This window comes from Mesorhizobium sp. STM 4661 (assembly GCF_000359125.1).
Classification (GTDB): domain Bacteria; phylum Pseudomonadota; class Alphaproteobacteria; order Rhizobiales; family Rhizobiaceae; genus Mesorhizobium.
Map to the genome: position 1 here is coordinate 26,809 of NZ_CAAF010000045.1, position 22,620 is coordinate 49,428.

General features: G+C 59.8%; 17 protein-coding genes and 3 pseudogenes. 4 read left to right on the forward strand and 16 right to left on the reverse strand.

All coding sequences use genetic code 11. From position 1 onward, the window contains the following. Positions 1–11: 11 nt before the first annotated feature. From MESS4_RS13945 to MESS4_RS13970, 7 genes and pseudogenes are all read right to left on the reverse strand, one after another. Positions 12–332: an exopolysaccharide production repressor protein gene (locus MESS4_RS13945; protein ID WP_006331720.1), complete on the reverse strand. Its 321-nt coding sequence runs from the start codon at positions 330–332 to the stop codon at positions 12–14. Positions 333–368: 36 nt separating this feature from the next. Further along, on the reverse strand, positions 369–686 hold the full coding sequence (gene fdxB / locus MESS4_RS13950; RefSeq protein WP_036241256.1) for a ferredoxin III, nif-specific: 318 nt from the start codon (positions 684–686) through the stop codon (positions 369–371). Then, on the reverse strand, positions 683–886 hold the full coding sequence (locus MESS4_RS13955) for a CCE_0567 family metalloprotein (protein ID WP_027033222.1): 204 nt from the start codon (positions 884–886) through the stop codon (positions 683–685). Before MESS4_RS13955 ends, fdxB begins: the two co-directional genes overlap by 4 nt. A 25-nt stretch (positions 887–911) precedes the next feature. Continuing rightward, positions 912–1,331, reverse strand: a pseudogene (locus tag MESS4_RS32210) (DUF269 domain-containing protein). 1,132 nt (positions 1,332–2,463) lie between these two features. Continuing rightward, positions 2,464–4,512 carry a class I tRNA ligase family protein gene (locus MESS4_RS13960; RefSeq protein WP_244441135.1) on the reverse strand — a complete coding sequence of 683 codons (2,049 nt, stop codon included), beginning with the start codon at positions 4,510–4,512 and terminating at the stop codon, positions 2,464–2,466. Between the two features lie 279 nt (positions 4,513–4,791). Continuing rightward, on the reverse strand, positions 4,792–5,571 hold the full coding sequence (locus MESS4_RS13965) for a phytanoyl-CoA dioxygenase family protein (RefSeq protein WP_006331729.1): 780 nt from the start codon (positions 5,569–5,571) through the stop codon (positions 4,792–4,794). Between the two features lie 746 nt (positions 5,572–6,317). Continuing rightward, positions 6,318–7,622: a lysine N(6)-hydroxylase/L-ornithine N(5)-oxygenase family protein gene (locus MESS4_RS13970; protein ID WP_036241272.1), complete on the reverse strand. Its 1,305-nt coding sequence runs from the start codon at positions 7,620–7,622 to the stop codon at positions 6,318–6,320. A gap of 563 nt (positions 7,623–8,185) precedes the next feature. Between MESS4_RS13970 and MESS4_RS33470 the strand changes: the two are divergent. Continuing rightward, a pseudogene (locus MESS4_RS33470) lies at positions 8,186–8,925 on the forward strand (GDP-mannose 4,6-dehydratase); the annotation flags it as partial. An 84-nt stretch (positions 8,926–9,009) separates the two neighbouring features. On the opposite strand, the gene MESS4_RS33475 reads toward MESS4_RS33470, so the two are convergent. After that, positions 9,010–9,855: a radical SAM/SPASM domain-containing protein gene (locus MESS4_RS33475; protein ID WP_036241273.1), complete on the reverse strand. Its 846-nt coding sequence runs from the start codon at positions 9,853–9,855 to the stop codon at positions 9,010–9,012. 1,218 nt (positions 9,856–11,073) lie between these two features. On the opposite strand from MESS4_RS33475, the gene MESS4_RS13985 reads away from it, so the two are divergent. The 3 genes from MESS4_RS13985 (at position 11,074) to pyrE (ending at position 13,483) form a co-directional block, all read left to right on the forward strand. Then, entirely contained in the window at positions 11,074–11,817 is a 744-nt protein-coding gene (locus MESS4_RS13985) for an acetoacetate decarboxylase (protein ID WP_006331740.1), read from the forward strand. A 266-nt stretch (positions 11,818–12,083) separates the two neighbouring features. After that, positions 12,084–12,245: a hypothetical protein gene (locus MESS4_RS13990; protein WP_157385574.1), complete on the forward strand. Its 162-nt coding sequence runs from the start codon at positions 12,084–12,086 to the stop codon at positions 12,243–12,245. A 641-nt stretch (positions 12,246–12,886) separates the two neighbouring features. After that, positions 12,887–13,483, forward strand: a complete 597-nt coding sequence (gene pyrE / locus MESS4_RS13995; protein ID WP_006331743.1) for an orotate phosphoribosyltransferase — start codon at positions 12,887–12,889, stop codon at positions 13,481–13,483. Between the two features lie 1,051 nt (positions 13,484–14,534). Here the strand turns inward: pyrE and MESS4_RS14005 are convergent. The 8 genes and pseudogenes from MESS4_RS14005 to nifK form a co-directional block, all read right to left on the reverse strand. Further along, positions 14,535–15,124, reverse strand: a pseudogene (locus MESS4_RS14005) (FAD-binding oxidoreductase); the annotation flags it as partial. 185 nt (positions 15,125–15,309) lie between these two features. Then, on the reverse strand, positions 15,310–16,197 hold the full coding sequence (locus tag MESS4_RS14010) for a universal stress protein (RefSeq protein ID WP_006331751.1): 888 nt from the start codon (positions 16,195–16,197) through the stop codon (positions 15,310–15,312). 98 nt (positions 16,198–16,295) lie between these two features. After that, positions 16,296–17,081 (reverse strand): response regulator transcription factor, encoded by a 786-nt coding sequence (locus MESS4_RS14015; RefSeq protein WP_006331753.1) that lies wholly within the window; start codon positions 17,079–17,081, stop codon positions 16,296–16,298. Between the two features lie 24 nt (positions 17,082–17,105). Beyond that, positions 17,106–17,585, reverse strand: a complete 480-nt coding sequence (locus MESS4_RS14020; RefSeq protein ID WP_006331754.1) for a NifX-associated nitrogen fixation protein — start codon at positions 17,583–17,585, stop codon at positions 17,106–17,108. 17 nt (positions 17,586–17,602) lie between these two features. Beyond that, complete coding sequence (gene nifX / locus MESS4_RS14025) at positions 17,603–18,097, reverse strand: nitrogen fixation protein NifX (RefSeq protein ID WP_036241259.1); 495 nt, start codon at positions 18,095–18,097, stop codon at positions 17,603–17,605. Continuing rightward, positions 18,063–19,445, reverse strand: coding sequence for a nitrogenase iron-molybdenum cofactor biosynthesis protein NifN (gene nifN / locus MESS4_RS14030; protein WP_006331756.1), 1,383 nt, complete (start codon positions 19,443–19,445; stop codon positions 18,063–18,065). Before nifN ends, nifX begins: the two co-directional genes overlap by 35 nt. Before the next feature lie 9 nt (positions 19,446–19,454). Continuing rightward, positions 19,455–20,945: a nitrogenase iron-molybdenum cofactor biosynthesis protein NifE gene (gene nifE, locus MESS4_RS14035; protein ID WP_006331757.1), complete on the reverse strand. Its 1,491-nt coding sequence runs from the start codon at positions 20,943–20,945 to the stop codon at positions 19,455–19,457. A gap of 60 nt (positions 20,946–21,005) precedes the next feature. Then, complete coding sequence (gene nifK, locus MESS4_RS14040; RefSeq protein WP_006331758.1) at positions 21,006–22,547, reverse strand: nitrogenase molybdenum-iron protein subunit beta; 1,542 nt, start codon at positions 22,545–22,547, stop codon at positions 21,006–21,008. Positions 22,548–22,620: the final 73 nt, after the last annotated feature.

The window sequence follows — 22,620 nt, forward strand, 5'->3', positions numbered from 1 at the left end:
GTTACGGCGCCTCAAGGGAGGAGCAGCGATATGCCGAGCGTTTGATTGCGCTGGGGCACATCTTGAGTTTCATTCCTATGCTCATCGTCGCGCGACTGGTACAGAACTTCCTGGGACCTATCGAAAAGCTCAGCCCCTTGCCCGGCTTTGCCAGCGCAGCTCGATCGCCAAATCAGAAAGAGGACACTTGCGAAATAGCCCAGCTGAAGAAGTAGCGAACAGCCCAGCGTCGTGACGACTGCTAGACGGAACGAATGCGAGGCGAAGTAAACCGTCACAGCGTTGCCGCACAGGACTAGCCCGAGGAGCCGACAAAAGATGATGAAGCGCATGGCGTTCTCCTGATTTGTCTCGTCAAATCATGCAGCTCATGCTGCGATCTGGTCGGCCGTGACATGAGTCTGGCAGTTCTTTGGGCAGACGCGGCCGCAGGCTCCGCAGCCAATGCAGCGGCCGGCATGGTCGACAACCATGATCATACGATTGAGCTCACCGTCGAAATCGTCGTCATCGGCGTCGCAGGCGCCGAGGATTTCGCCCGCGTCATCGACGCCGTAAAGATGCATGACCTCGCGCGAGCAGACTTTGAAGCAGCGGCCGCAGCCGATACAGATCTTGCCATCGATAGCGATCAGATATTCCGGCACCCATATGGAGCCGTCGCGGCTGATGAATTTGCTCCTCATCGCAAAGTCTTCATTTTGGCAAGCTCTCTCCTGGCACCATCCAACTCGGCATAAACGGCATGCGTTTTCTCGGCGACTTCCTCTATCTCAATCCATTTGACCGGGAGACCCTCGGCAAGGTCGCGCAAGTTCGTCTTGGCAATTGCCGCACGCAGTTGAAGCTTTCGGACTTTCTTCGCCATCTCATCCAGGTTTGACATGATCCTTCCTCGAAAATGGGTTTCTTCACGCCCGCGCCACTTCGGGATAGGCAATAGCTGTAGTCGCATCGCCGACCAGCTTCGCGCCGGTATCCGCGAGTTTCCGGAGAGTCTCGAAGCCGAACCGGTAGACGTCTCGACAGACGTTTGATTTCCGTTGTTGACAATGTCATCACGCCTGAGCGCTCCTCGATCGCCAGCTCCGCTACGGTCTAAAACATGTCGAGCCTCCACAGCACGTCCGGATCCGGATTGCCAATGAGTGGATATTCCGGCGCAGTTCCTCGGTGATAATGAAATCGGCCAGCAGCCCGGTGTCCGATTTCCGTTGGCATGAGCCGTGAAAATCCTGAGCACGGATCAGCCGCAGGAGGCATTTGACGAACGGGCGGGAAAGGGCCTCGCCATCCTTGTTGACGGCAGGGCCAAGCGCTGCGTGAGACATTTCGTTTCCTCAATTTCAGGTCTCGTCCTCAACGGAGGATTTCTGCTTTCGGTTACGCTGACTTCGGGCTCGCTTACGCAGCCGACGTCCGGCCTCGCCACGCCGATTCCTCGTAAATGCTGCCCCTGTGGCCGACCTTGAACAGGTCCTGGACTCTGACGTCTTCAACGACGGGCCAAATTCGCGTCGAATATCGCCGCCGCGGCTATTCGGTTGGAAGTCTAAGGTCCGATCCCTGACCTGGAGCAAACCGTCGACCCTGTGCTCCATGGACACAGTTACTGCGGGCGCGCCGCAGAAAATGGGCGAATTGATCAGGGTTCCATTCCACTTGTCGTCCCGACACCTTGCTGGGCTGAAAGTTCGTGAGAGGTTAGCCACGCAGCCAGTCGTCCACTTTGATCAGAGGAGCCGGGGACTCTCTACGCAACATGTTGTTCTCCATTCCCACACCTTTCCTGACGTTTATGCGCGAGCTGGTTCTCTCAGAACGGAACACACCGGTTAGGAGACCATCAAAGTCTTGCGTGTTCTCATGCGATCAGCCCTCACTCAGTATTGCCGATCTCAACCAGCAAACGTCATGCCAGCGCGTTGCCTGCAGTAAATGCATGATTTCGCCTGGAAACCTTACAAGCCCAAGACGGCCGGTTGTTTTGAACCCGACATGTTTTCTGCCGCTGTCAGCTTTTGGACACGCATCATGCGTCAGACGCTTGAGGGCGAATCCGCTTGGCTATCTGCCCTGCGGTAATGTTGGCGTCGGCTCATCTAGCATCATTCGCCGCCGGCGAAGCGCGGGCGCGCATAGCTAGGCCGACCCAGCGCCCCGAACCGCATGACCTTCTTGATCGGCTGGCTACAGGTCGGAAATTCCGCGATTCCGAAAAAGTTGGTCAGCGCAGTGCAGCCCGCTCGGCATTTGGCGCACGAACGGCAAGCGCTCGAAAGCTGTCAACCGAGCGATCCTCCAGGGCGCGGGCCGGCGTCTCGACGATATGTTGGTTAAGCCCGGCCAGTGTTTGTGCCTATGGTCTGGGAGTGGCCTTCGGGCAGCCAGTGGTAGCGAGTAAAGCTTCGGCATCCTCGGCTTTGATTGCCGCCCAAATCTGGTCGAAATCACGATAGGCTATTATGCCTCCTCCTCATTGAGAACAGGAAGCTCTGCTCTGGTGTAGAAGCCTAGCACGGGTCCGAGATCAAAGGTCGTTCCTGGCGCAAGGCGCCGGACGGACGTGGGCCATGTTTCGGTCGAGACGCCATCGATAGCTCGCGCCAGCGTGCTGGCGAATCGGGGCATCAGCGGTGCGAGTGTCTGCGCCAGGATCGCAGCGGCCGTCGTCTGAAGGGCGAGCGAAGTCCGGGTGCGGGCGGGATAGAGACGTCGCGCCGCTGTATAGTCTTGCGCCTGTCGGTAGACTACACAATCGCTCACAAAATCGCAGGCCTGCGCGGCCGCGCGCCGGACCGAGAAGCCATCGTCCGAATAGGCGCGTTCCATCGCCGCGCGATGGATCTCTATCCGAGCAAAGAAAGCGCGATCGGCGGGAGCCCAGTCGCCTGCATCGGGCACACAGCCGCCAAAGTCCTGCTTGATTTCCCGGTGCAGCGCATCAAGCCAATTCAGCCAGATCCCTCGGAACACCTCGTTCTCGGTGCGGCGTAGCGTGTCCAGCGTGAAGTTCGTTCGCTCACCTTCCGGGCGTGTCAGGCCCAAATGAAGACGGACGACATCGACTGTCTTTGGGCCCAGAACCTCTTTGCCCCAGACCGCATGACCGCGGCTGGTCGAGAACTTCTGGCCGTCGAGCAGGTAGAACTCGTTCACATGATACCGGATGCACGGGGTCCAGTGGGAGAAGACCTCAGCATAAAGCGCCGGATAAAGCAGGGCGTGATAGAAGGAATTATCGAAGCCGAAGAAATGGACAATCTGCCAGTCATTGCTGGGCAGGGCCGCATTCCAGTCTCGACCGAGCGATGTAGCTAACGCCTGGATGTTGTAAAGAAAACCAAACGCCATCTCTGGCCAGACCCAGATCACCTGCCCCGGGAGCCCCTCGGCTGGCAGGCCCCAGTCCGAGGGGTGGGTGATGGGCACGGAAAAGTCGCCACGTTGGCGTAGACGCGCGAAGAGGTCCATGATCCGAACGGGGGCGCCCGACGCCCTTAAATGCCGGTCGATATTGTCGTAGCACCGTTCCAGCGCAAGTTCGGGACGGCGCACGGAGCCGACCACCGGCGCCTCGGCCGAGTGCCGCGACCGGACTGCATCTAGGTCGTGGCATAGGTTCGGTGCGCCGCATTCCTCGCAGATGTTGCCACCAGCGGAGCTGCCGCAATCGGGGCAGAGGCCGCTTATATCCGGCTCGTAAAGGTAGTCGCCTGTCACAGCATCGAAGAGCGCAGGGCTCTGGCGCAGATCTACCGCCGTGCTGCTCAGAAGACTACCGAAACACGCGGCTTGAAACTCTGCATAAGCGCTATCGCCCAAAGTCGGGAGGAAGCTGTGGACCTCACAGTCGAGAAGCGCAAGCGTGGCTCGAATCTCATGGGCGTAGTGGCGCGCCACCTTTGCGGGCGTCGATTGCTCGGCATCGGCTCGCGTGGCCACGTAGCTCTGGCAATCGTCGCTTCCAGTCAGGTGATAGGCTTCGACCCCTTTCATGCGCAGGAAACGCGTGTAGACATCGGCGCCAAGATAAGGGCCAGAAAGATGCCCCAGATGCAGATCGCCATTAGGCGTCGGCGGCGTGGAGAAGACGAAGATCGGCCCGCGGGGAATCGCGACCTGTGCAGCAGCTGCGAGGGCGGCCTTGCCGTCGCGCCAGTAGACATCGACGAAGTTTAGGTTTTCGACCCCATCGTTGTGCAGCACATGCGCTTCAAAAGGATGGAACAGAACGACATCGCCGGTTGCGACCGAGCTTTCCCCAAGGTCGGTCCTGACCTTGCCCGCTCCAGACAGGACCACGAAGGCCTCGATTTCGTCGTGCCGATGGGGCTCGGATGTGACGCCTGGTGCCACCTTGCCAAATGAAAACCCGGTGCCCGCGCTTCCCGTCCCAAGCGTAGCCATGTCGATGCCGAACGCCCGCGACAGCTCCGTTCGAGAAAACGTGGATTTGCGCATGACGAACCTCAGCTGTTGAAGCAGTGGTATCTTCGGCTGCCAACGCAACAGGCTCTGCTGCAAGTTGCGAAGAGAGGCGGTAGCCCGACACGTTGGCCGGCTCCGTCAGAATAATCCGGCTCTGGGGCCCAGGCGGGCGACGACGAGCACCAGTGGGGCTCTAGGCGTTACAGAAGACCCCCGGCGACACCTGCACAATCGACATACCGAAGTGTTGTAACGGACTGCGGGCGGGGTCCAGTAGCCGGCAATCAGAACGTCCTGCTCTGCGCGCATTTTTTAGCGGTCGATCAGTTTCGTGTGCAAGCCTCGCCTGGTTCCGTGAGCTCAATCCCGATAGAAAATGCCGTTTGGGGGCTTGAGGTTGTCGAGATCGGCCACTTTGCCCTCTGGCGGATTAAGGGCGCGCTTAAGCACGTTATATTCAGCGCGGGTCGGTCCACCGGTTGAAGCACGCTGGAACACCAAGTAGAGTGTCCGCCGAGAACGATTGCTTTTGTTCGGTTGTGAGTAGTGCGGTGCGTAATCGTCGAAGATGAAGACGTCTCCAGCCTTCCATACTATGGGCTCCCAGGAAAACCTTTCGGCAACTTCAGGATCGATCACCCCGCCGGCATCCATGGGAAATACCCCCTTCTTGTGGTTGCCGGGACTGAAGAAAAGGCCGCCGTTGTCCGGGTCGGAGTCGTCAATGGCTATGGCAACGACCGCATGAACCATCCGGTCGGGCAGCCTGTGTGGAATGTGATAAATGTCCTGATGCGGGCGATAGCCGCCGGTATCGGGATAGTGGAAAATCAGCAATTCCTTGAGCCTGCGCGAATCTTCGCCAAGCAAATCCTCGACCGCAGACTTGATGCGCTGATCTTCTAGGAGGAGACGACGCAATGGGTCATGGAAGTCGAGAAAATTCTCGACCTTGGAGATGATCTTCCGATTGTCCGTCGTTTTCTCGAACCACATGAGCCATTTATCGTCGCTGACATCCCAGCGTGATATGTCTTCAACAGATCTGGAAATACCTTCCAGAGTCGCGGGATCGAAGAACCTCTCGAGCCTGACGTATCCGTCTTTCTTCCACTTTTCTCTTTGTGCATCGGTCAACATGCGAAAAGCCTCCTGTTGGAAAGAGTGGTTGGTCAAACATTCCGGTTAGAGGCAGTCGGGCGCCGTCAGGGTGTGGGCCCACGGAGACGATACTCCACGGCATGCAGACGGCGACGCAAAGTGCGTTCCGCTCCGGGTGGATTGCAAGGCTTTGTTGTCCCTCCTCAATGGAGAGATCGCCCAGGCCCGTAAAGATCTATCGATCCGGTACGTCTGCATAGTAGTCACGGCCGAGCATGCTGTTGATGGTGCGACTGCCCGATAAGAGACGCAACGCAAGTCGTGCGCCGCGAAAATTTTTGCGACAAGTTCCCGTTCCGGTCGGGCGATCAGGGAGGCACGTCGCTGGCATCGGGTCCATCGATGCTCCAAAAACGAGTATTGTCCGCACAAGTTCGGCGCTAGACTGCCCATCCGAGGCCAAGCCGGGTCCTCGGGTTCCCTAAGCTGGTCCCGATCAATTACCTCACCCGGTCCAGCCACCACACGCATCGCTACGGGCGGGAGGCCTCCGCTAACGGCCGACGCAGCCATGGCCACTAGGGCCACTGGGCACTTTCGAGTGAGCGACCTTGTACGGTTTCGACGACCGTGGGGCAAATTCTCGCCCGCAGAATTAAGCGATGCGCCCATAGGTCCAAGGGCATGTTCAGTCACGATGAGTTCGGAGCGGGCTCCGGACTGCGCCGCAGCGGAGGCGGACATCATTCCTTGGATGCCACCGCCGATGATCAGTAGTCGCTGAGTCATATCCCGCTGCCCATTTCTTCGGCTACCGGGTCGGGCCAGCTCTCGACGGTGGTACGGCTGATAAAGCCAAGATGCTCAGGGTTCGCGCACGGCGCGCGCTGTAGAAGGCTGTCAAGAATGCGGCGAGCTCGCCAGGCCAGCAGGCTTAGGTTCGGATCGGCCAGCCCGCGCTGCCCGGGATTGGCGTTCTGTACGAAGATGCGTCTGTCACGCGGTCCGTCCCAGCACACCGAAAAATCCGCGTTGATGACCAACTCATTGTCGGTCTGTTGCAGCCGATCCGCCACCGGTTCCAAAAAGCTTGGCACGGCGTTCTCGTAACCGGTGGCCAGGATGACGATGTCGGCCGTGACTTCTTCGACGTCGCCCAAGCCGCGCTGCAGCGTCAAGTTGTGACCCGCGCCGGCGTTGATGCAGCGCGAAACGTTGCAACCCGGCCGCAGTGCGATGTCACATAGGTCTGGCTCAAGAAATTCGTGGCGATACAGCGCCTGGTAGACGGCGCGCAAAGTGCGATCCGAAATACCATCCGAGGCGAGCACGAAACGCCGCAGGAACAGCTTGCGCTGCGGCTCGCTCATTGCCGCGAAACGATCCGAAAAACAGGGCATGAACAACTCGTTTGTGAACGGGCTGTTGTCGAGGGGCAGGTAGTTTTCGCGCTGCGAGACCCAGGTGATCGAGGCAGGCCGCCGTTCTCTTGGCCCACCGACCAAATGCAACAGCACCTCGGCTCCCGACTGGCCTCCACCAACGACGCAAACATGTTTTTGCCGCACCTCAGGATGGATGTGCAGCAAATCGGATGAATGGAACAGGTTGCGTCCGATCCAGCCCTGAAATTGAGGTGGAATCCACGCTTGCTTGCCGATGCCGACCACCAGGTCTCTGGCACTAAGCACCGCGTCGTCCGTCCGCACCCGAAACTCGCCATCATAGCGTATTTCGCGGACGGTCTCGCCGCCGCGCACAAGTGGGTTCCTGCGGAACGCCCAGTTCAGGTATTGCTCGAACTCAGCCCTGAGCACAGCATCGAACTGTGCATTCAGGAAGTGGTACAGACGCCCGTTCTCGTGCAGGTAGTTTATGAAAGTGTAGGCGGATCGCGGATTCACCAGCGTTACCAGATCCTTGACGTGGCTGACCTGGAGTTCTGAAGAGTCGAATGCGCTGCCTGGATGCCAGCGGAAGTCAACTTGCCGATCCAAGAACAATGCCCCGTGCCCGATTTGCTCGTGTATCTGACACGCAAGGCTCAAATTGGACGGGCCAGCACCGATCCCAATGCAAGAGAGATCCAGTTGTCCTGCTCCTGCTGACGCCTCCCAATCAGGCGCTATATGCGGCGAATGTCGGCCATGGCCGCTGGGCTTGCCCTTCCCGCACGCATCGTCGACACCGCAGGACTTGCAACAGTTTGTCCGCGCGTTCGTAGTATGGGGTGTGACGCCCGCGGATCCCGGCTCCGTGATGAGATCGGCACTCATGCCGGCGATATGTTGCGCGTGGCTGGCATCGAGAATCCCGCCTCGATGACCCCCGCGTGGTCAGTGACATGCTTTCGCAGCCTATCCCTCATTGCAATTGGGCTCAGTTGCCCGCCTCGACCGTGATGAGCCGACCTTCGGCCTGCTTGGCGGCCAGCGAGGGCGCGGTCATGAGTGCGGCGACAGCATTTTCCCGTGGGTTTGATCATAGAAGACATCCGATGCTGCGTTCGGGAGGGTCCCATGCATCGAACGTGCCAGAGCAAAACATGAGCAAAGCAACGGAAGGAGGTTTGCGATCCTGTCGAGTATCCGACATTGAGGCCGAAACCTTGCACCGGCTGCGCAAAGCCACGTGCAGTCTCCCTCGGGACCGGGAATACACCGCCAATGCCGATACGCTCGGCACGCTGCTGCTGCCGAGCGATCCGCATTCTTCGTCTCGAGAAAGAAACGCGGTTCTACCAGGCGTCAACTTCCGAACTCTTTGGTTCGGTCGAGGGCATCCCGCAGCAGGAGAGCACTCCGTTTTATCCACGCTCGACCTATGCGGTGGCGAAGCTCTACGGCTACTGGATCACCATGAACTACCGCGAGGTATACGGGCTCTATGGCATCCTGTTCAATCACGAAGGGCCGACGCGCGGCGAAACTTTCATCATGCGCAAGGTGACGCGTGCGGTGGCTCGATCATGGCCGGCAAACGGGACTGTCTCTATCTCGGAAACCTGGAAGCAAAGCGCGACCGGGGCTCGGCCCGCGCCTATGTCGAGGGCATGTGGCGCATCTTGCAGCATCAACCTGACGATTTCGTGCTGGCAACCGGCGAGACACACACGGTCCGCACCTTTGTCGGGGCTTGCCGTCAGGCGAGTCGAAAAGGAGATCGCCTGGGAGGGCGAAGGCGTTGACGAGGTGGGCCGTGAACGCATGAGTAATCAAGCGCTGATCCGGATCGACAAACGCTGTTTCGGGCCAATCGAGGTTGACCTGCTGATCGGCGATGCCTCCAAGGCAGCCGACAAAACTCGATTGGAAGCCGAAGACCACTTTCGATGAGTTCGTCTCGGAAATGGTCGGGGCTGACTGCCGCGCCTACGGGATCGTGTTAGCGTGACGTGAAAACACGATGACTTCGCGGGCATGTGCATCTTGCCGTTCAGGGACGTCGGCATTTCAGGCCCGCCGCGGTCAGCCGGCGTCAGTCAGTTCTATCGTTTGGATCGGCAAACTCACACATCCTGCAAAGCAGAAAACCAGCCGCTCCATTCATGCGATCGACGATTTCGCAAAAAACTGGGCTTTTAAAGAGATCGCCATATTCGTCGCATAGAAGGTTGCCCAATACGTGACGCCGCTCAAAATCCATGGAGCAGAGCGTGACCTCGCCGTTTGGAAGGAGTACATTCCGATACTGCCGTTCGTCCACGCATATCAGCGCTCCGACGACTGGCTGCCGTGGTTCTACAATCTTAGGGTCTACGCTTCCACCCCTGCTGCTCACCGGTCGCGCGCGAACTAGGGCTTGGGCAGGGATAATGTCGGCGATATCGGGATGGGGCTCACCCAAAACCACGAATCGGATCGAAGGGATGTCGGCGTCGACGAGTTGACCAACCAAATCGCGATACTTGGCTCCGACAAGGCGGCTATTCATGTGGGCGCCATCATCAAAAACATGAACCACGAATACCCCCAACCGCAGCGCCTGCAAGCGTTGTAGATCCTGCCCCTTCATTCCCACAAGCGTCGTGAAAATCCTGATGCCGTGGCCTTTGGCGGAAGCGTGCTCGACCATTTCGGTGCAATCCGGATTGAGCCATGGCTCAGAATACCCGGCAAAACTAATGTCGACGGAGGCTGGTACGCGCGCCAGACAGCGCTTGAAATCTCCAAGACTAAGATGCTTCGTATCAGATACCTTTCTTTGCCGGTCAGCGAACTTGTCCTGCGGACAATATGAACATCCCACGATGCATCCTGTGGTCGTCGTTATCTCCAAAACTCTGCCGGCTGGGATAGCAGAGCGCAGTTCCGGTAAAATCATTCGTTGTGACTCCCACTCGTCTTGGTCATGCATAACGTCCAGTATGGTGTCTTTGGCTTCATGACACCGACGGTCAAGACAGTCCGAATGAGCCCAGCCATCTCCGCCTTGGCAGCAGTCAACAGCCGGTTTCCTCAATCGGCCGAGCGGACTATCAACGAACTTTGGGCGCATCGGCGCGGCAGGGCGGCGCAACCGCAAAGTCGCGCGTCAGCCGTTGCCAAGGGTGTAGCCGTGACCGTTGAGCGAACGCGCCGCCGAGATGGCGCAGCAGACCATCAATCGTCTCGCGTTCTTATGCGGTCAGCCCCGACTCAATATTGCCGCATCTCTAGCAAAGGCCGTGCCAGCGCGCTTAGCCGCGCAACTGCACGAGTAGGCTTCGAGAAACCTCACGCCCAAGGCGGCCGGTTGTTTTGGACCAGACATGTTTTTTGTCGCTGTCAGCTTTTGGACATGCATTTCAGACGCTAGAGGACAGCTTGGCTGTCTCCCCTGCGGTAATGTTGGCGTCGGCTCATCATCTAGCATCATTCCGGCGCCGGCTGTGTGCGCGGAAGATCTACACGACCTGACCGCCGCGTGCAGCGATTGCCTGCCGGCTCATAGCTGATCTTTTCTCCTGAAGCCGGCGATGAGGCCGGGCCGTCGAGTGCGTGCTGCCGGATGCTGCGTAAGCTGTTTCGCTAGACGGCGGATACCGCGTCACCTCCATATTTTCGCGACAGAGGTTTGGTGGCGTCGCGGGCCTTCCTGCTACATCACCGCAGTGCTCGGGAATTCGTATCTGATCCGCGTGAGGCGAAGACCTTCTCTCTCGACTGGCTCGCCGAGGCCGTCTGTCCTGCTAGCCTCGAACGATTTCTCATTTGGCATGGCGCATGCGCGTCGATCCGCAAACCCCGTCGAGGAGAAATCGGACCTGGCCGCCACTCCACCTCCTCCTACCACGAGGGCAGACGGGAAGCAGCGCCTTCAAATGAGGAACAAAATCACCTTACCTCGAATCTTGCCTCCCTCGATCACAACCGGAGCCATGGAACCGCGTGCGCGACCATCGCCAATGATCGCGCCCCAAGGCAATTGCCCAGCGCAAAATGGCTACGCGCGATTACGCCATGCATCCCTTACGAGGCTGCGACAGCACCTCGGAGAGCCTCGCCGCCATCATGCAGACCGATCTAAGCCCACTTGATCCAGCACAAAGGAATTTCAAACATGCACCAAGATACCGTCCGGGCGAGCGCATTCGCCATGCCCCTGACCAGCCCGGCCTTCCCGGCCGGCCCATATCGCTTCGGCAACCGGGAGTATCTGATCATCACATATCGCACCGATCCGCAGAAACTGCGCGACCTTGTGCCGGAGCCGCTTCAGGTGTGCGAGCCTCTGGTCAAATTCGAGTTCATTCGCATGCCGGACTCGACCGGCTTTGGCGACTACACTGAAAGCGGGCAGGTCATCCCGGTCTCCTTCCGAGGCCGCAAGGGCAGCTACACCCACTGCATGTTTCTCGACGACCATCCGCCGATAGCGGGCGGACGCGAGTTGTGGGGCTTTCCAAAGAAGCTCGCTAGCCCAACGCTCCGAACCGAGACGGATACCCTTGTTGGCACGCTGGACTACGGGCCGGTCCGCGTCGCGACGGGTACCATGGGCTACAAGCACCGAGCCGCCGACCTCGCGAGCGTGAGGGCCTCGCTCGCTGAACCGAACTTCCTCCTCAAAATCATCCCGCATGTCGACGGCACGCCGCGCATCTGTGAGCTCGTGGAATATCATCTAGAGGACGTCCATCTGAGGGGCGCCTGGACCGGGCCGGCAGCCCTGAACCTCTGGTCGCATGCGCTTGCCCCCGTCGCCGAACTGCCGGTGCTGGAAGTAGTCTCGGCCGTACACCTCGTCGCAGATCTCACGCTCGCGCTCGGGAAGGTCGTCCACGACTATCTCGCGAAAGCCTAGCCTCGCCATCGGAAAGGAAGAAACCATGAACTTTTACAGTGATATCTCATTGAACCAACGCGATGGGGAGCCGGTGGCCGGCTTCTCGACAAGGTGGCGCTGATCACCGAAGCCGCGAGCGGGGTCGGCAAGGATAGCGCGGTTCGCCCGCGAGGGAGCAAGAGTGGTCCGCGGATCTTGATCACAGCGAAGTCCAACAACGGCGTCCGGGATCGATCGGTTGACAGAAAATGGTTGCCAGCGAGAGTGCAGGTGGAAAGCAGCTGATGCAGGCGATCGAAACCTTCGGGCGCCTCGATGTCCTGGTCAGCAACGCCGGCGTCCAGAACGTAGCGCCGCTTGTCGAGTTCTGCCACCAGGCACTTCCCGCCCGTGATAGGCTCCATGTCACGGTGTCGGCGAACTCAATGCCACCAAAATCAGTGTAAGGCTCGGTCTGCTGTTCGGCGTCTGCCTCAGAGGCAGACGCTCGCCCTGTCGCCGATATCGCGTCGAGACTCGGCCTGCAGGGGAGGTGGACTACGGCCTACCTTGGACTTTGCTGCTGGCTTTTACCGTCGTCAGACGAAGCGAGCCGAATGTTGCGCCGCGGTGCTGATGAACGAAATTCTCGGCGACTCGACCTTTACCTCGCCTTTACGAGGAGGTTGCACGAAAAGCGCGGCCTTGCCCACTCGTACCACAAGAGTGACACGGGGCCGACATGGCGGCCGAAACGCTCACCTCATGCGCAACCTGGTTAAGAAGCTGGCGCAAACGGGGCCGAGCGTGGCGGAACTCGAGGGGACGAGGATGAAACGCCCAAATCCTCAAAGAGACGGCCCGCGTCGAAAAAACCCGTGCCTAGCCGAGATTGGGCAAGGGCCGGGAGCCAAGGCTACCCAGCCGTGGCGAAGCCCGTGATCACGCTTTAGGCACCCAATAACGATAGTGGAAAAATCTGCGCGAAACGGTCGCACCGGTATTGACATTAATTGACACACCCCGCGAACACTTGCATAAGCCACATAGCGGTAGTGACTAGGTGCATGCCGCAGCCAATTTTTTCCCTACGGGCGAGGTCTGATCTATGGCGGCACTGGCGAAATTCAGACCAGTTGATTCCGGCCAACACGACAAGGACGAACTCCGCGAGATTGTCCGTGAGCGCTCTTTTCGATTCGGACGCTACACGCTCTCGTCGGGCATAGAGAGCGACATCTATTTCAATATGAAGCCTACCATGATGGTGGCGCGAGGCGCGCAACTTGCCGCTCTTGAATTCCTAAAAATAGCTGAGCAAGTGAAAGCAGAGTACGTCGGCGGTCTTGAAATGGGAGCGGTCCCCGTAATCGGATCGATGGCGGCTGTCAGCTCGATGACGAACAAACCCATAAACACGATCTTCGTTCGCAAAGTTCCAAAGGCCCATGGCACAAGGGACGTGATTGAAGGACTTGGGCCTAAAGAAGATCTCGAGGGAAAAGTGGTCCTGATCGTTGACGACGTTGCCACAAGCGGCAAGTCGATATTGAAGGCGATTGAAGAGGTTCGCCGCGTCGGCGGCATTGTGGGTGACGCTGCTTGCCTCGTGGACCGTGACGAGGGAGCTACGGCGCTGCTAGCCCAACATGGCGTCACGCTGCACTCCGTACTGCATGCGAGCGAATTTGTGGAACGCCACTGACAATCTCATACAACGTCTTTCCGGCGACCTAGCCTTAGAGGACATTCCGCCGCTTTGCAGCGAGTGCAGGCGCCTCGCGAGTAAGAGCGATTGCCCCTGCCCATCCTCCCTGCTTTTGGTGCAACATATGCTCGCTGCCGTTCACCAGCGGCTTGACGCCATTGACTACCTCTCAGAGCAAGGCGCCATAAGACTGAAGGCTTTTACCGATTATCTGGCGGCGGTCGTTCGAATAGCTTCAGAGAGCGGCGACGCGGTACCCTGGATTGATCTAGTAACCCGGTTTAGCGCTCTTTTCGGTCCCGACGAGGTTGCCCATTGATCTCGCGCTTATTGCTTTTTCGTGGAACGAGCAGCCTCGTCGGCAGATGCGTCATCGATCGCCAGCGGCGTGCCGGCGCATATGCGAGCGTAAAAGCGCCGAGCAACCGGTGATGTATCTCGAACGTGACGACGCCGATTGGCGCGATGCGCGTTGGCTCGGGGCCCTCGTGCCCAAGCATGGGTGCGTTCCCATTCCGCGGCATCGTACTCGCGATCCCGTCTGTGCCGTGCTCAAGCAAACGAGCTCGAGCGAACCGCCCCAGGTTGCGGATTTAGACAGTCGTTGATGGAGTTGGCTGGCGAATTGGCGCGTTCGGCCTTCGGTTGGAAGACCGGCTTGAGGGGGGCCAACGAAACGGAATTGGCGAAGCCACGCTGGAGTATGCCTTCACTGGGGTCGCGTCCCTGCACGTGGTTCGCGAAGCCGCTCGCGAGCGCGCCCTCATAGCGCTGAGCGGGCGAGCGGCTTCGGGGCGGGCGCAGAGGCTGGGTAGACAGGCCGGACTCACCTCACCCGGTCCAGCCACGATATGCATCGCCAAAGGCAAGGACCCCGCTGACCGCGCCCGCAAGGGGGGAGATTGGCCGTCATCGCTGCCTTCGCCAATCTCCAAGGCTAGAAGTTTGGAGCCGCCAGGGAAGCTGCCGGTCTCCCCCTTGCGGGGGAGATGGCCGGCAGGCCAGAGAGGGGGCTGTCCCGCCAGCGTTAGATCACATTCAATTCCCGTTAGATCACATTCAATTCCCTGAACGCCCGCCCTTCAGCGACACGGCTGTACCCAAACGCCGAGCAGTCCACCGTGCGGTAGCCGCCGTGCACGATCAGCTCGGCCAGCGCCTTGCCGACCGCCGGCGCCTGCTGCAGGCCGTGGCCGGAAAAACCATTGGCGAAGAGGAAATTCTTAACCTGCGGATGCGGGCCGATCACCGCGTTCTGGTCGAGCGTGTTGTAGTCGTAATGGCCGGCTCAGGCGCGTGTCGGCTTGATCGCCTCGAAGGCGGGAATGCGGGTCGCCAGCACCGGCCAGATCACCTCTTCGAACAGCGGCCAGTCTACCTCGAAATCGGTGGGGTCGGCCGGGCCGTCGCCTTCTTCCGGTTCGGCGCCGCCAGTGAGATAGACCGAGCCTTCCGGCCGGACATAGATGCCGGAGGGATCGACCAGCAGCGGCATATCAGAATATTGTCGCGCGCCTCGAAGACGAAGACGTTGCGCTTGCGCGGCTCGACCGGCAACACCAGCCCCGCCATGGCAGCCGAGTTGACGACGATGCCGACTTCCAGCCTGTCGCCATTGTCGAGGCTGACACTGGTCACGCTCTGGCCGTTCCACCTCCGCCTTGTGCATGACTGGAGAGATTTCCGGCGGGCGTCGCCTCCCGAGCAATGCTTTTCATGTTCGTTACTCTTCGTAAGATCGATTATTTCGATGGAGCCCATCTACGTATGAATGCAGGCGTCACAGTAGAGCTTTGAACAGTATCGGTGCGGGTCCGGAACCGTCATCGAGCCAAAAACAGCGGCAATGTCGGCTTTTCAAAGATCCATCTGGTCACACCGCCAAAGAGCCGCTCACGCAGCCGACGGCTGCCATAGGCGCCCATGACGATCATGTCCGCAGAAATGTCGATTGCGTGCTGCGCAAGCACCGTGGCCGCCGATTTGCCGGCACTTGGCAGGAGGTCAACCGACACCCGAGCACCGTGCCGAGTGAGATAGGCAGCGATGTCGGCTCCAGGCTCCGCGCCGTTCCCGTTGTAGTTGGCCTTCGGATCGACCAGGGCGACACGAACTTCCTCAGCAACGCATAGGAGGCCCAGCGCTTCTCGAACCGCACGGGACGCCTCGACTCGCGAATCCCAACCGACCAGGACGCGCCGTGGCCACAGCGTCGCCTCAGCCCCCTTCGGCACAACGAGCACCGGCTTTCCCGTATCGAACAAGCAGCCGTTGACCACAGGAGGTCCGAGATTCTCGTCGTTGAGGAGCCCCGGTCCGATGATCGTGAGGTCGGCGCAGAGCGCCCGCTGTCGTGCCACTTCACCGAGGCTGGCCGGATCGTAATAGTCGGTGTCAACGTCATAGGCGAGCGACATAGATTCCAGCAGTTTCTGAACATCTCTGGAGCGTTTTTCCAGTCTGACCGCGTTCTGTGTAAATCGATCGATTTGCCGAAACCGATCGTTCAATCTGGCAATTGCCTGTCCACGTGCTACCGGCCACTCTGGGACACCATCTCCGATCCGCCGATGCGACATAAGGAGCATCGGAGCGGGTATAATCAGTACGGAAAGGTGCGCGCCGATTTCCGCACACAAGCCGGCAGCAGTTCTGACGTCCTGATCGGAATGGTCAGCGCCGGTCAAACAGAGTACCGTTTTAAAGCCCATTTTCCTGTTTCTTCCTGAGTATCCGTTGAGGGCGTTTCAGGCCGCGAGACCGGCTCACAGCGCGAGGAAAGGGAGTGGAACCACACCCGGCACTCGATTCAGCCGTCCAGCTTCTCGAGCGAGTAGCCGGCCGACCTGACGGTACGGATGACGATATCGGTCGAGGCCGTCTCCAGCGCCTTTCTGAGCCGACTGATATGGACATCGACTGTGCGTACACCGACATGGATATTGGCCGGCCAGGCCCCCCCGATCAGCTCGTCCCTGCTGAAGACCTTGCCGGGAGCCTCCAGCAAATGCCGCAGCACGTTGAACTCGATCGGTCCGAGATGGATGTCATGCCCATTGCCGCAAACCCGGTGGGCATCGAGCTTCATCTCAAGGCTGCCATAGGAAAGCCAGCTGTCGTTTTCAATCCCGCTTGAACCCGGCTTCGGCAGCGCCAGCCTCGTCCGCAGATAATCGAGCAGCTTGGCCGGCGCCATTGGCCGCACAAAGCTCTCGTCAATGCCGGCCTTCAACAGATCAAGGTGCTGGTTCTCGGCGCCGGGCGCGATCAGGGCAATGATGGGCACGCCGCCGGTCCGGGGCTCTCGCTTGAGCCGGGCGCAGATTGCGGACCCGGTAAGGCTCGTTGGACCGCAGTCCAGCACCACGGCCTGGAAGTCGCGATCGTCGGCCTTTGCAAGTGCTTCCTTGGCGCCGCCTGCCGGCTCACTGACGAAGCCGTCCACCTCCAGTATGTGGCTGAGGAACAGATAGAACTCCGCATCTTGCGAACAGATCAGGACGCGTGGCTTCATCAGCGCTACCCCGAGAACCACATTGGCCTCGACCGCGTCGGCCGCGTGGGCTGGCCATCGCGGCTCCTCAAGGCCTGACATGGTCCTCTTGCTCGAAAATTGGTTTCATGCCCGTGCCACCTCGGGATAGGCGTCGATGGCTGCGATGGCATCGTCGACCAGTTTCGTACCGGCGGCGGCGAGTTTGCAGAACGTCTCGAAGCCGAACCGATGGACGTCGCGCACGGTCTTGGACAAAACGACCAGCCGCCCGGCGGTGAAAAGCACGCGCCCGAACCCCTCATGGCTCATTTCGATCATCGGCGATGCCATCAGGCCGGAGCGCTCCTCGATCGCAAGGGCGACGGCAGTGTAAAACTTATCGAGCCTCCACAGCACGTCCGGATCGGGATCGCCGATGATTGGGATCGTACGACGCCGTTCCTTGCTGACGATGAAGTCGGCCAGCAACTCGGCGTCCGCTTTGCCGTCCCACGACCCGTGGGAATCTTGAGCAAGGATCAGCCGCACGAGGCACTTGACGAACGGGCTGGCAAGGGCCGCCTCGTCATCGTTGACAGCAGGGCTGATCGCGACTTCAAACATTTTGCTCTTTCCTTGTTTCAGTCCTCATCCTCGAAGGAGGGTTTCTTTTCGGCGACACCAGCTTCGGCCAGCACCTTGCGCAGCCAGGGCGGAGGACATGTCCTCAGCATCGTCTGCGTGCGCAACAGTACCTCTTGGATGGTTTGTGGCTGCGGCACCTTGATTGGATGGATTTTTGCCGAAACAAGCTTGGCTGCCGAAGGCCCGCCGATGGCCAGACAAAACAGCAGATGGCAGCCCTTCAGCGCCTCCACCTTCGGCGTGATGCGGTCATCGCCGGTTCGACGCTTCCCGCTCTCATCGGAAACGTCATCGAAGGCCACGGCTTCCACGAGATGCCACTCCTCGCGCGTCACGTCGTAGACAGCAAAGCGCTTAGCCGACCCGAAATGGGCATTGAGATTCTTCATGTCTTGCGTGGCGATGGCTACGCGCAATGCGCCCACTTGTCGGTCCGGCATCGGTGCGTGATCCTCGTCAGTGACGAGTGAGAGGCGACGAACGGAGCTCATCTGGCATTTCTCGTTTCCGGAATGGATCAAGCGCCTCAGGCGTCGGCGCGTGCTGGTTGGCCTGGAAGATGTTGGCAACATCGAAGATCAGGTCGCGGGTCCCCCGATAGAGGATCCTGAGCTTGTGCTGGCTGCCGAGCCGGTCGAAGATCGGGAAGCCGACGCGCATGAGCGGAATGCCAAGGCGTCGCGACGCCTGGCGACCGTGGGAATGTGTTACGAGAAGATCCGCGCCCGCTGCAAGAGCTTCCAAATCGCCGAGATCGCCGATCTGAACCCACTCCGCCGGTACTTTTTGCAGAATCTTCGACATATCGGTCGTCGTGACCGCCGCCGCGATGTCACAGCCCATGCCGGTGAAGAAGGTTGCGAGTTGATAGAGTTGGTCTGGTTCAGCAGCGATCGCAATTTTCTTGCCTCCGAAATGGAAATGTCCGTCGAGCAATGCATCCTCCAATTGCGCTCGGTGACGGCGAACCCGGGCCGGCACCGCCGCGCCCGAAACCGCCGATAGCAGCGAGACGAACCGGTCGACGGCCATTAATCCGGTCAGCGACTGGAACACCGCGTAAGGCACGCCGGTCAACCCGTGCAGCGTTTTCGCCGGGTGGCGCATGTGCTCGCCGATGACGATGCATTGCACGGCCGTGCCAAGCTCGCGGATTTCCTCGACGCTGGTGCCGCCATAGGTAGTGGTTACCCAGCGGTCAGGAACCGTGCCGTCGAGTGAGCCGGAGACGTCCGGCAGGATAACCGGATTGAGCCCGAAACTTTCAACCATGTCACGCAAATGCTCGACGTCAGCGACAGTGAGGTTGCATCCGGGCAGGATCGCGATCTTCTTCGGCTGCCGGGTCCGTGCGCCCGACCGTGTAATCCCTTCGATCATCGCCGCGACAGCCTTGGCCCAGCCTTCTTCGATAGCGCCGCCGAAATCAGGCGTGTTGGCCAGCACAACCTCCGTACCCGTGAGCTCTTCCGCATGCTTCAGCTTGACGTTGGCGATATCACTCGCGCAGTCTTCGCCACGGGTCTCCACCAGCGCGGTCGTGCACACTCCTATCAGCTTTGGCTTCGTGCGGGTTTTGAGGTTGAGGATCGCCTCTTCCAGATGGTCCGCTCCGCCGAGTATGGTTGCCACCTCATCCATCGCCGTTGTCTGCAAGGGGATCGCTTCCTTGAAATGCCGCACGAAGAGCACGAGCGCGAAGCTGGTGCAGCCTTGGCTGCCATGGAACAGGGGCATCGCACCCTCGACTCCAAGAAAAGCGAAGGCGGCACCCAGCGGCTGCGACGACTTCAGCGGGTTGACCGCCGCTGATTTGATTTTGCGAAGGATGCGGACCATCGGATTTCCTCAACGGTTGCCGAAGCGGTGAGCCGTCGCGCCGGCGAATTCATTGAAGACGTTCACAGTCGCGGTCCCGTTCTTCGTGCTCGCCAGATCGTCCTGCCCGGCAGGCTGGCGATCCCACGGCGCCGGCTCCCGCACCTGGTCCCAGATCGGGTTATGAATGGCGAGGTCGATCTGCCGGACAAGTTCCACCATGCCGTCATAGCCGGCATAAGGATGTTGGCGCTCCTGGTTGATATCGAGCCAGGGCGTCTTGGCCTTCAGCGCGATGAATTGCGTGCGCCCGCCCGACAGCATGATGTCGGCCTTGTGTTTTGAGAGCATGGCGTAAAGATCGCGCGCTGCCATCTGCTCGAACATGTGGTTTTCGTCCTTGAGGATCCGTTTGATCCGCTCCTTGTCTTCGACGGTGGATTTCTTGACCGAGGTGCCGACGATCTCCATGCCGACCTCCATCAGCGCGTGGACGACTGACCAGGACTTCACACCGCCCGTATTGAGCAGCACGCGCTTGCCTTGAAGCCGCTGGCGGTAGGCCTCGAGTTTCTTCCACGCAATCGCCTCCTGCTCAGCGATCAGCGTGTCTGTGCGCTCGAGGATCTCCGCATCGGCGCCCTTCCTCACCAGCAGCTCAGCAATGTTGCGAAGTGCCTCTGAGGTATCGGTTATGCCGTAGAAGGAGCCCTCGAAGAACGGGATGTCCCAGCGCCCCGCCATCTTGCGGGCCAGATTGATCAGTGCGCTCGAGCACACCAACATAGCCGCCTGGGCGCGGTGCGCGGATGCAACGTCGATGTAACGCGCATCGCCCGGAATGCAGGCGCGCACCCGGATGCCGAGCCGATCAAGCAGCGGCTTCACCAGCCAGAATTCGCCGGAGAGGTTGAATTCGCCAAGGATGTTGATGTCGTAGGGCCCGGCGTCGTCGGGTTCCACCGTGCCGATGACATGATCGAGCAACGCTTCGGCGGCAAGTTTGTTGCCGAGGTTCTTGGAGCCGGCCAAGCCCGGCGCATTGATCGGCACCACGGCCAAGCCGAATTTTTCGGCCGCGCGTTTGCACACGGCCTCGATGTCGTCGCCGATCAGCGCCGTCACGCAGGTCGAATAGACGAAGACTGCCGGCGGCGCATATGTATCCTTGATCTCGCGGATCGCCCTGAACAGCTTCCGCTCGCCCTGCCCCATCACGACGTCGAGTTCGGTTAGGTCGGTTGTGAAGCTTGTCCGCCACAGGGTTGGCCCGGACGAAGCTGCGCCTCTGTTGTCCCAGGAATTGCCCTCGCAGGCGAGCGGCGCATGGACCAGGTGCGCAACGTCGGTGATTGGCTGCAGGACGATCTTGGCGCCGTCAAAGGCGCAGCCGCCGGCTGCCGCCCCGGGGGTCAGCGGCTTCGAGCAGCCCTGCTTGCGCGCTTTGGCATCCTTGCCGCGGTTGTTATCGCATGCGGGTTCGTCGAAAACGTCCTGGATCTTGGCACTGAGCGAGGTCATTGCGTCAGTCTCCGAAGTTCATTGGGCAATGGACGGCCTCGGCGAAAAGCCGGCACGGGCTTAGCGGGTGAGGTCATAGGAATAGTCCGTCACGCCCGTTTCGCTCGTCTCGCGATCGAGCTTGTCGAATATCTTGTCGAGGATCGTCGTCAGCACGCGTAATCCACCCTGGTACCCCATGAGGGGAAAGCGATGGTGATGGTGCCGGTCGAAGATTGGAAACATCAGCCGGATCAGCGGCGTGCCGGTGTCGCGCTCCAGATACTTGCCATAGGAATTGCCGATCAGCAGGTCCACCGGCTCTGTAAACAGCAGCGAACGCATCGCCCAGAGATCCTTGCCCGCCCAGATCTGGGCATCCTGGCCAAAGGACGAGGATGCAAGCAATTCCTTCATCTGGGCCTCCCAGGCCGATGTGCCGTTGGTCGCGAGGCAATGTGTCGGCTCGCCGCCGGTCTCCATGACGAAGCGGGCCATGGCGTAGACGAAGTCCGGATCCCCATAGATTGCGTACTTCTTGCCGTGCAGCCATGACTGGCTGTCCGCCATCGCATCAACCAGTCGGCCGCGCTCCACCCGGATTGTCTCGGGGATCTCCTGGCCGGAAATCGCCGAGATCTTCATCAGGAATTCGTCGGTCGCCTGGACACCCAGCGGATAGTGGAAGGATGCCGTCGCTTGCCCGACCTCGTTGCAATATTCCAGCGTCTTGCGGGTGTTGTAATGCTGCAGCGACAGTGTCGCCTCCGCGTTGAGTGCCCCTTTCACGTCTTCGATCTTGGTGCCACCGTCATACATGCGGTATTCGCCGTCCGACGGCGTGTCGAACTGGTCAGAGGAGTCCTGAATGACGGTATAGGTGACACCCATCAGGTCGAGGAGGCGCTTGAGTTCCCGGTTGTTTCCGACGCAGAATCCGTCGAAGCCTGGAATGATGTTGATGGTCCCAGCGGCTTGCGAGCGCTCGCTGCCCTTCCAGAAATGCTCCAGCACGCCCTTCACCATGCCGTCGTAGCCATCGACATGGCTGCCGACGAAGGCAGGCGTATGAGCGAAAGGCACGTCGAAGTCGCACGGGACCGAGCCTTCGTTCTTGGCGTTCTCTATGAAGCTCCGCAAGTCGTCGCCAATGACCTCGGCCATGCAGGTGGTCGAGACGGCGATCATCTTGGGGTCGTAGAGCTTGTAGGTATTGGCGAGCCCGTCGACCATGTTCTTGAGGCCGCCAAACACTGCCGCGTCCTCGGTCATCGAGGAGGAAACCGCTGACGAAGGCTCCTTGAAATGTCGCGACAGATGCGAGCGGTAGTAGGCAACGCAGCCCTGGCTACCGTGAACGAACGACATGGTCTTCTCGAAGCCCGCGGCCGCGAACACCGCGCCGAGCGGCTGGCAGGCCTTGGCGGGGTTTATGACAAGCGCCTCGCGAGCGAGGTTCTTTTCGCGGTATTCCCAAGTCTTGGTCAATTCGCGTTGGTCGGTGACGATCTGATCAGGGTGCGGACATTCGAAATTGAGCTTCTTCTCGGCAAGCATTTGTCTGTATTCCGGCTCGCGGAACAGGGGAGCATGGTCGAGAACTTTTTCGGCCGATTGCGGCATGGTGGTCACCTTTTCCATCTGGCCGCGGCAAGCGGCAGCACAGGGACATCGAAGCGTTAAAGGGCATCCAGCG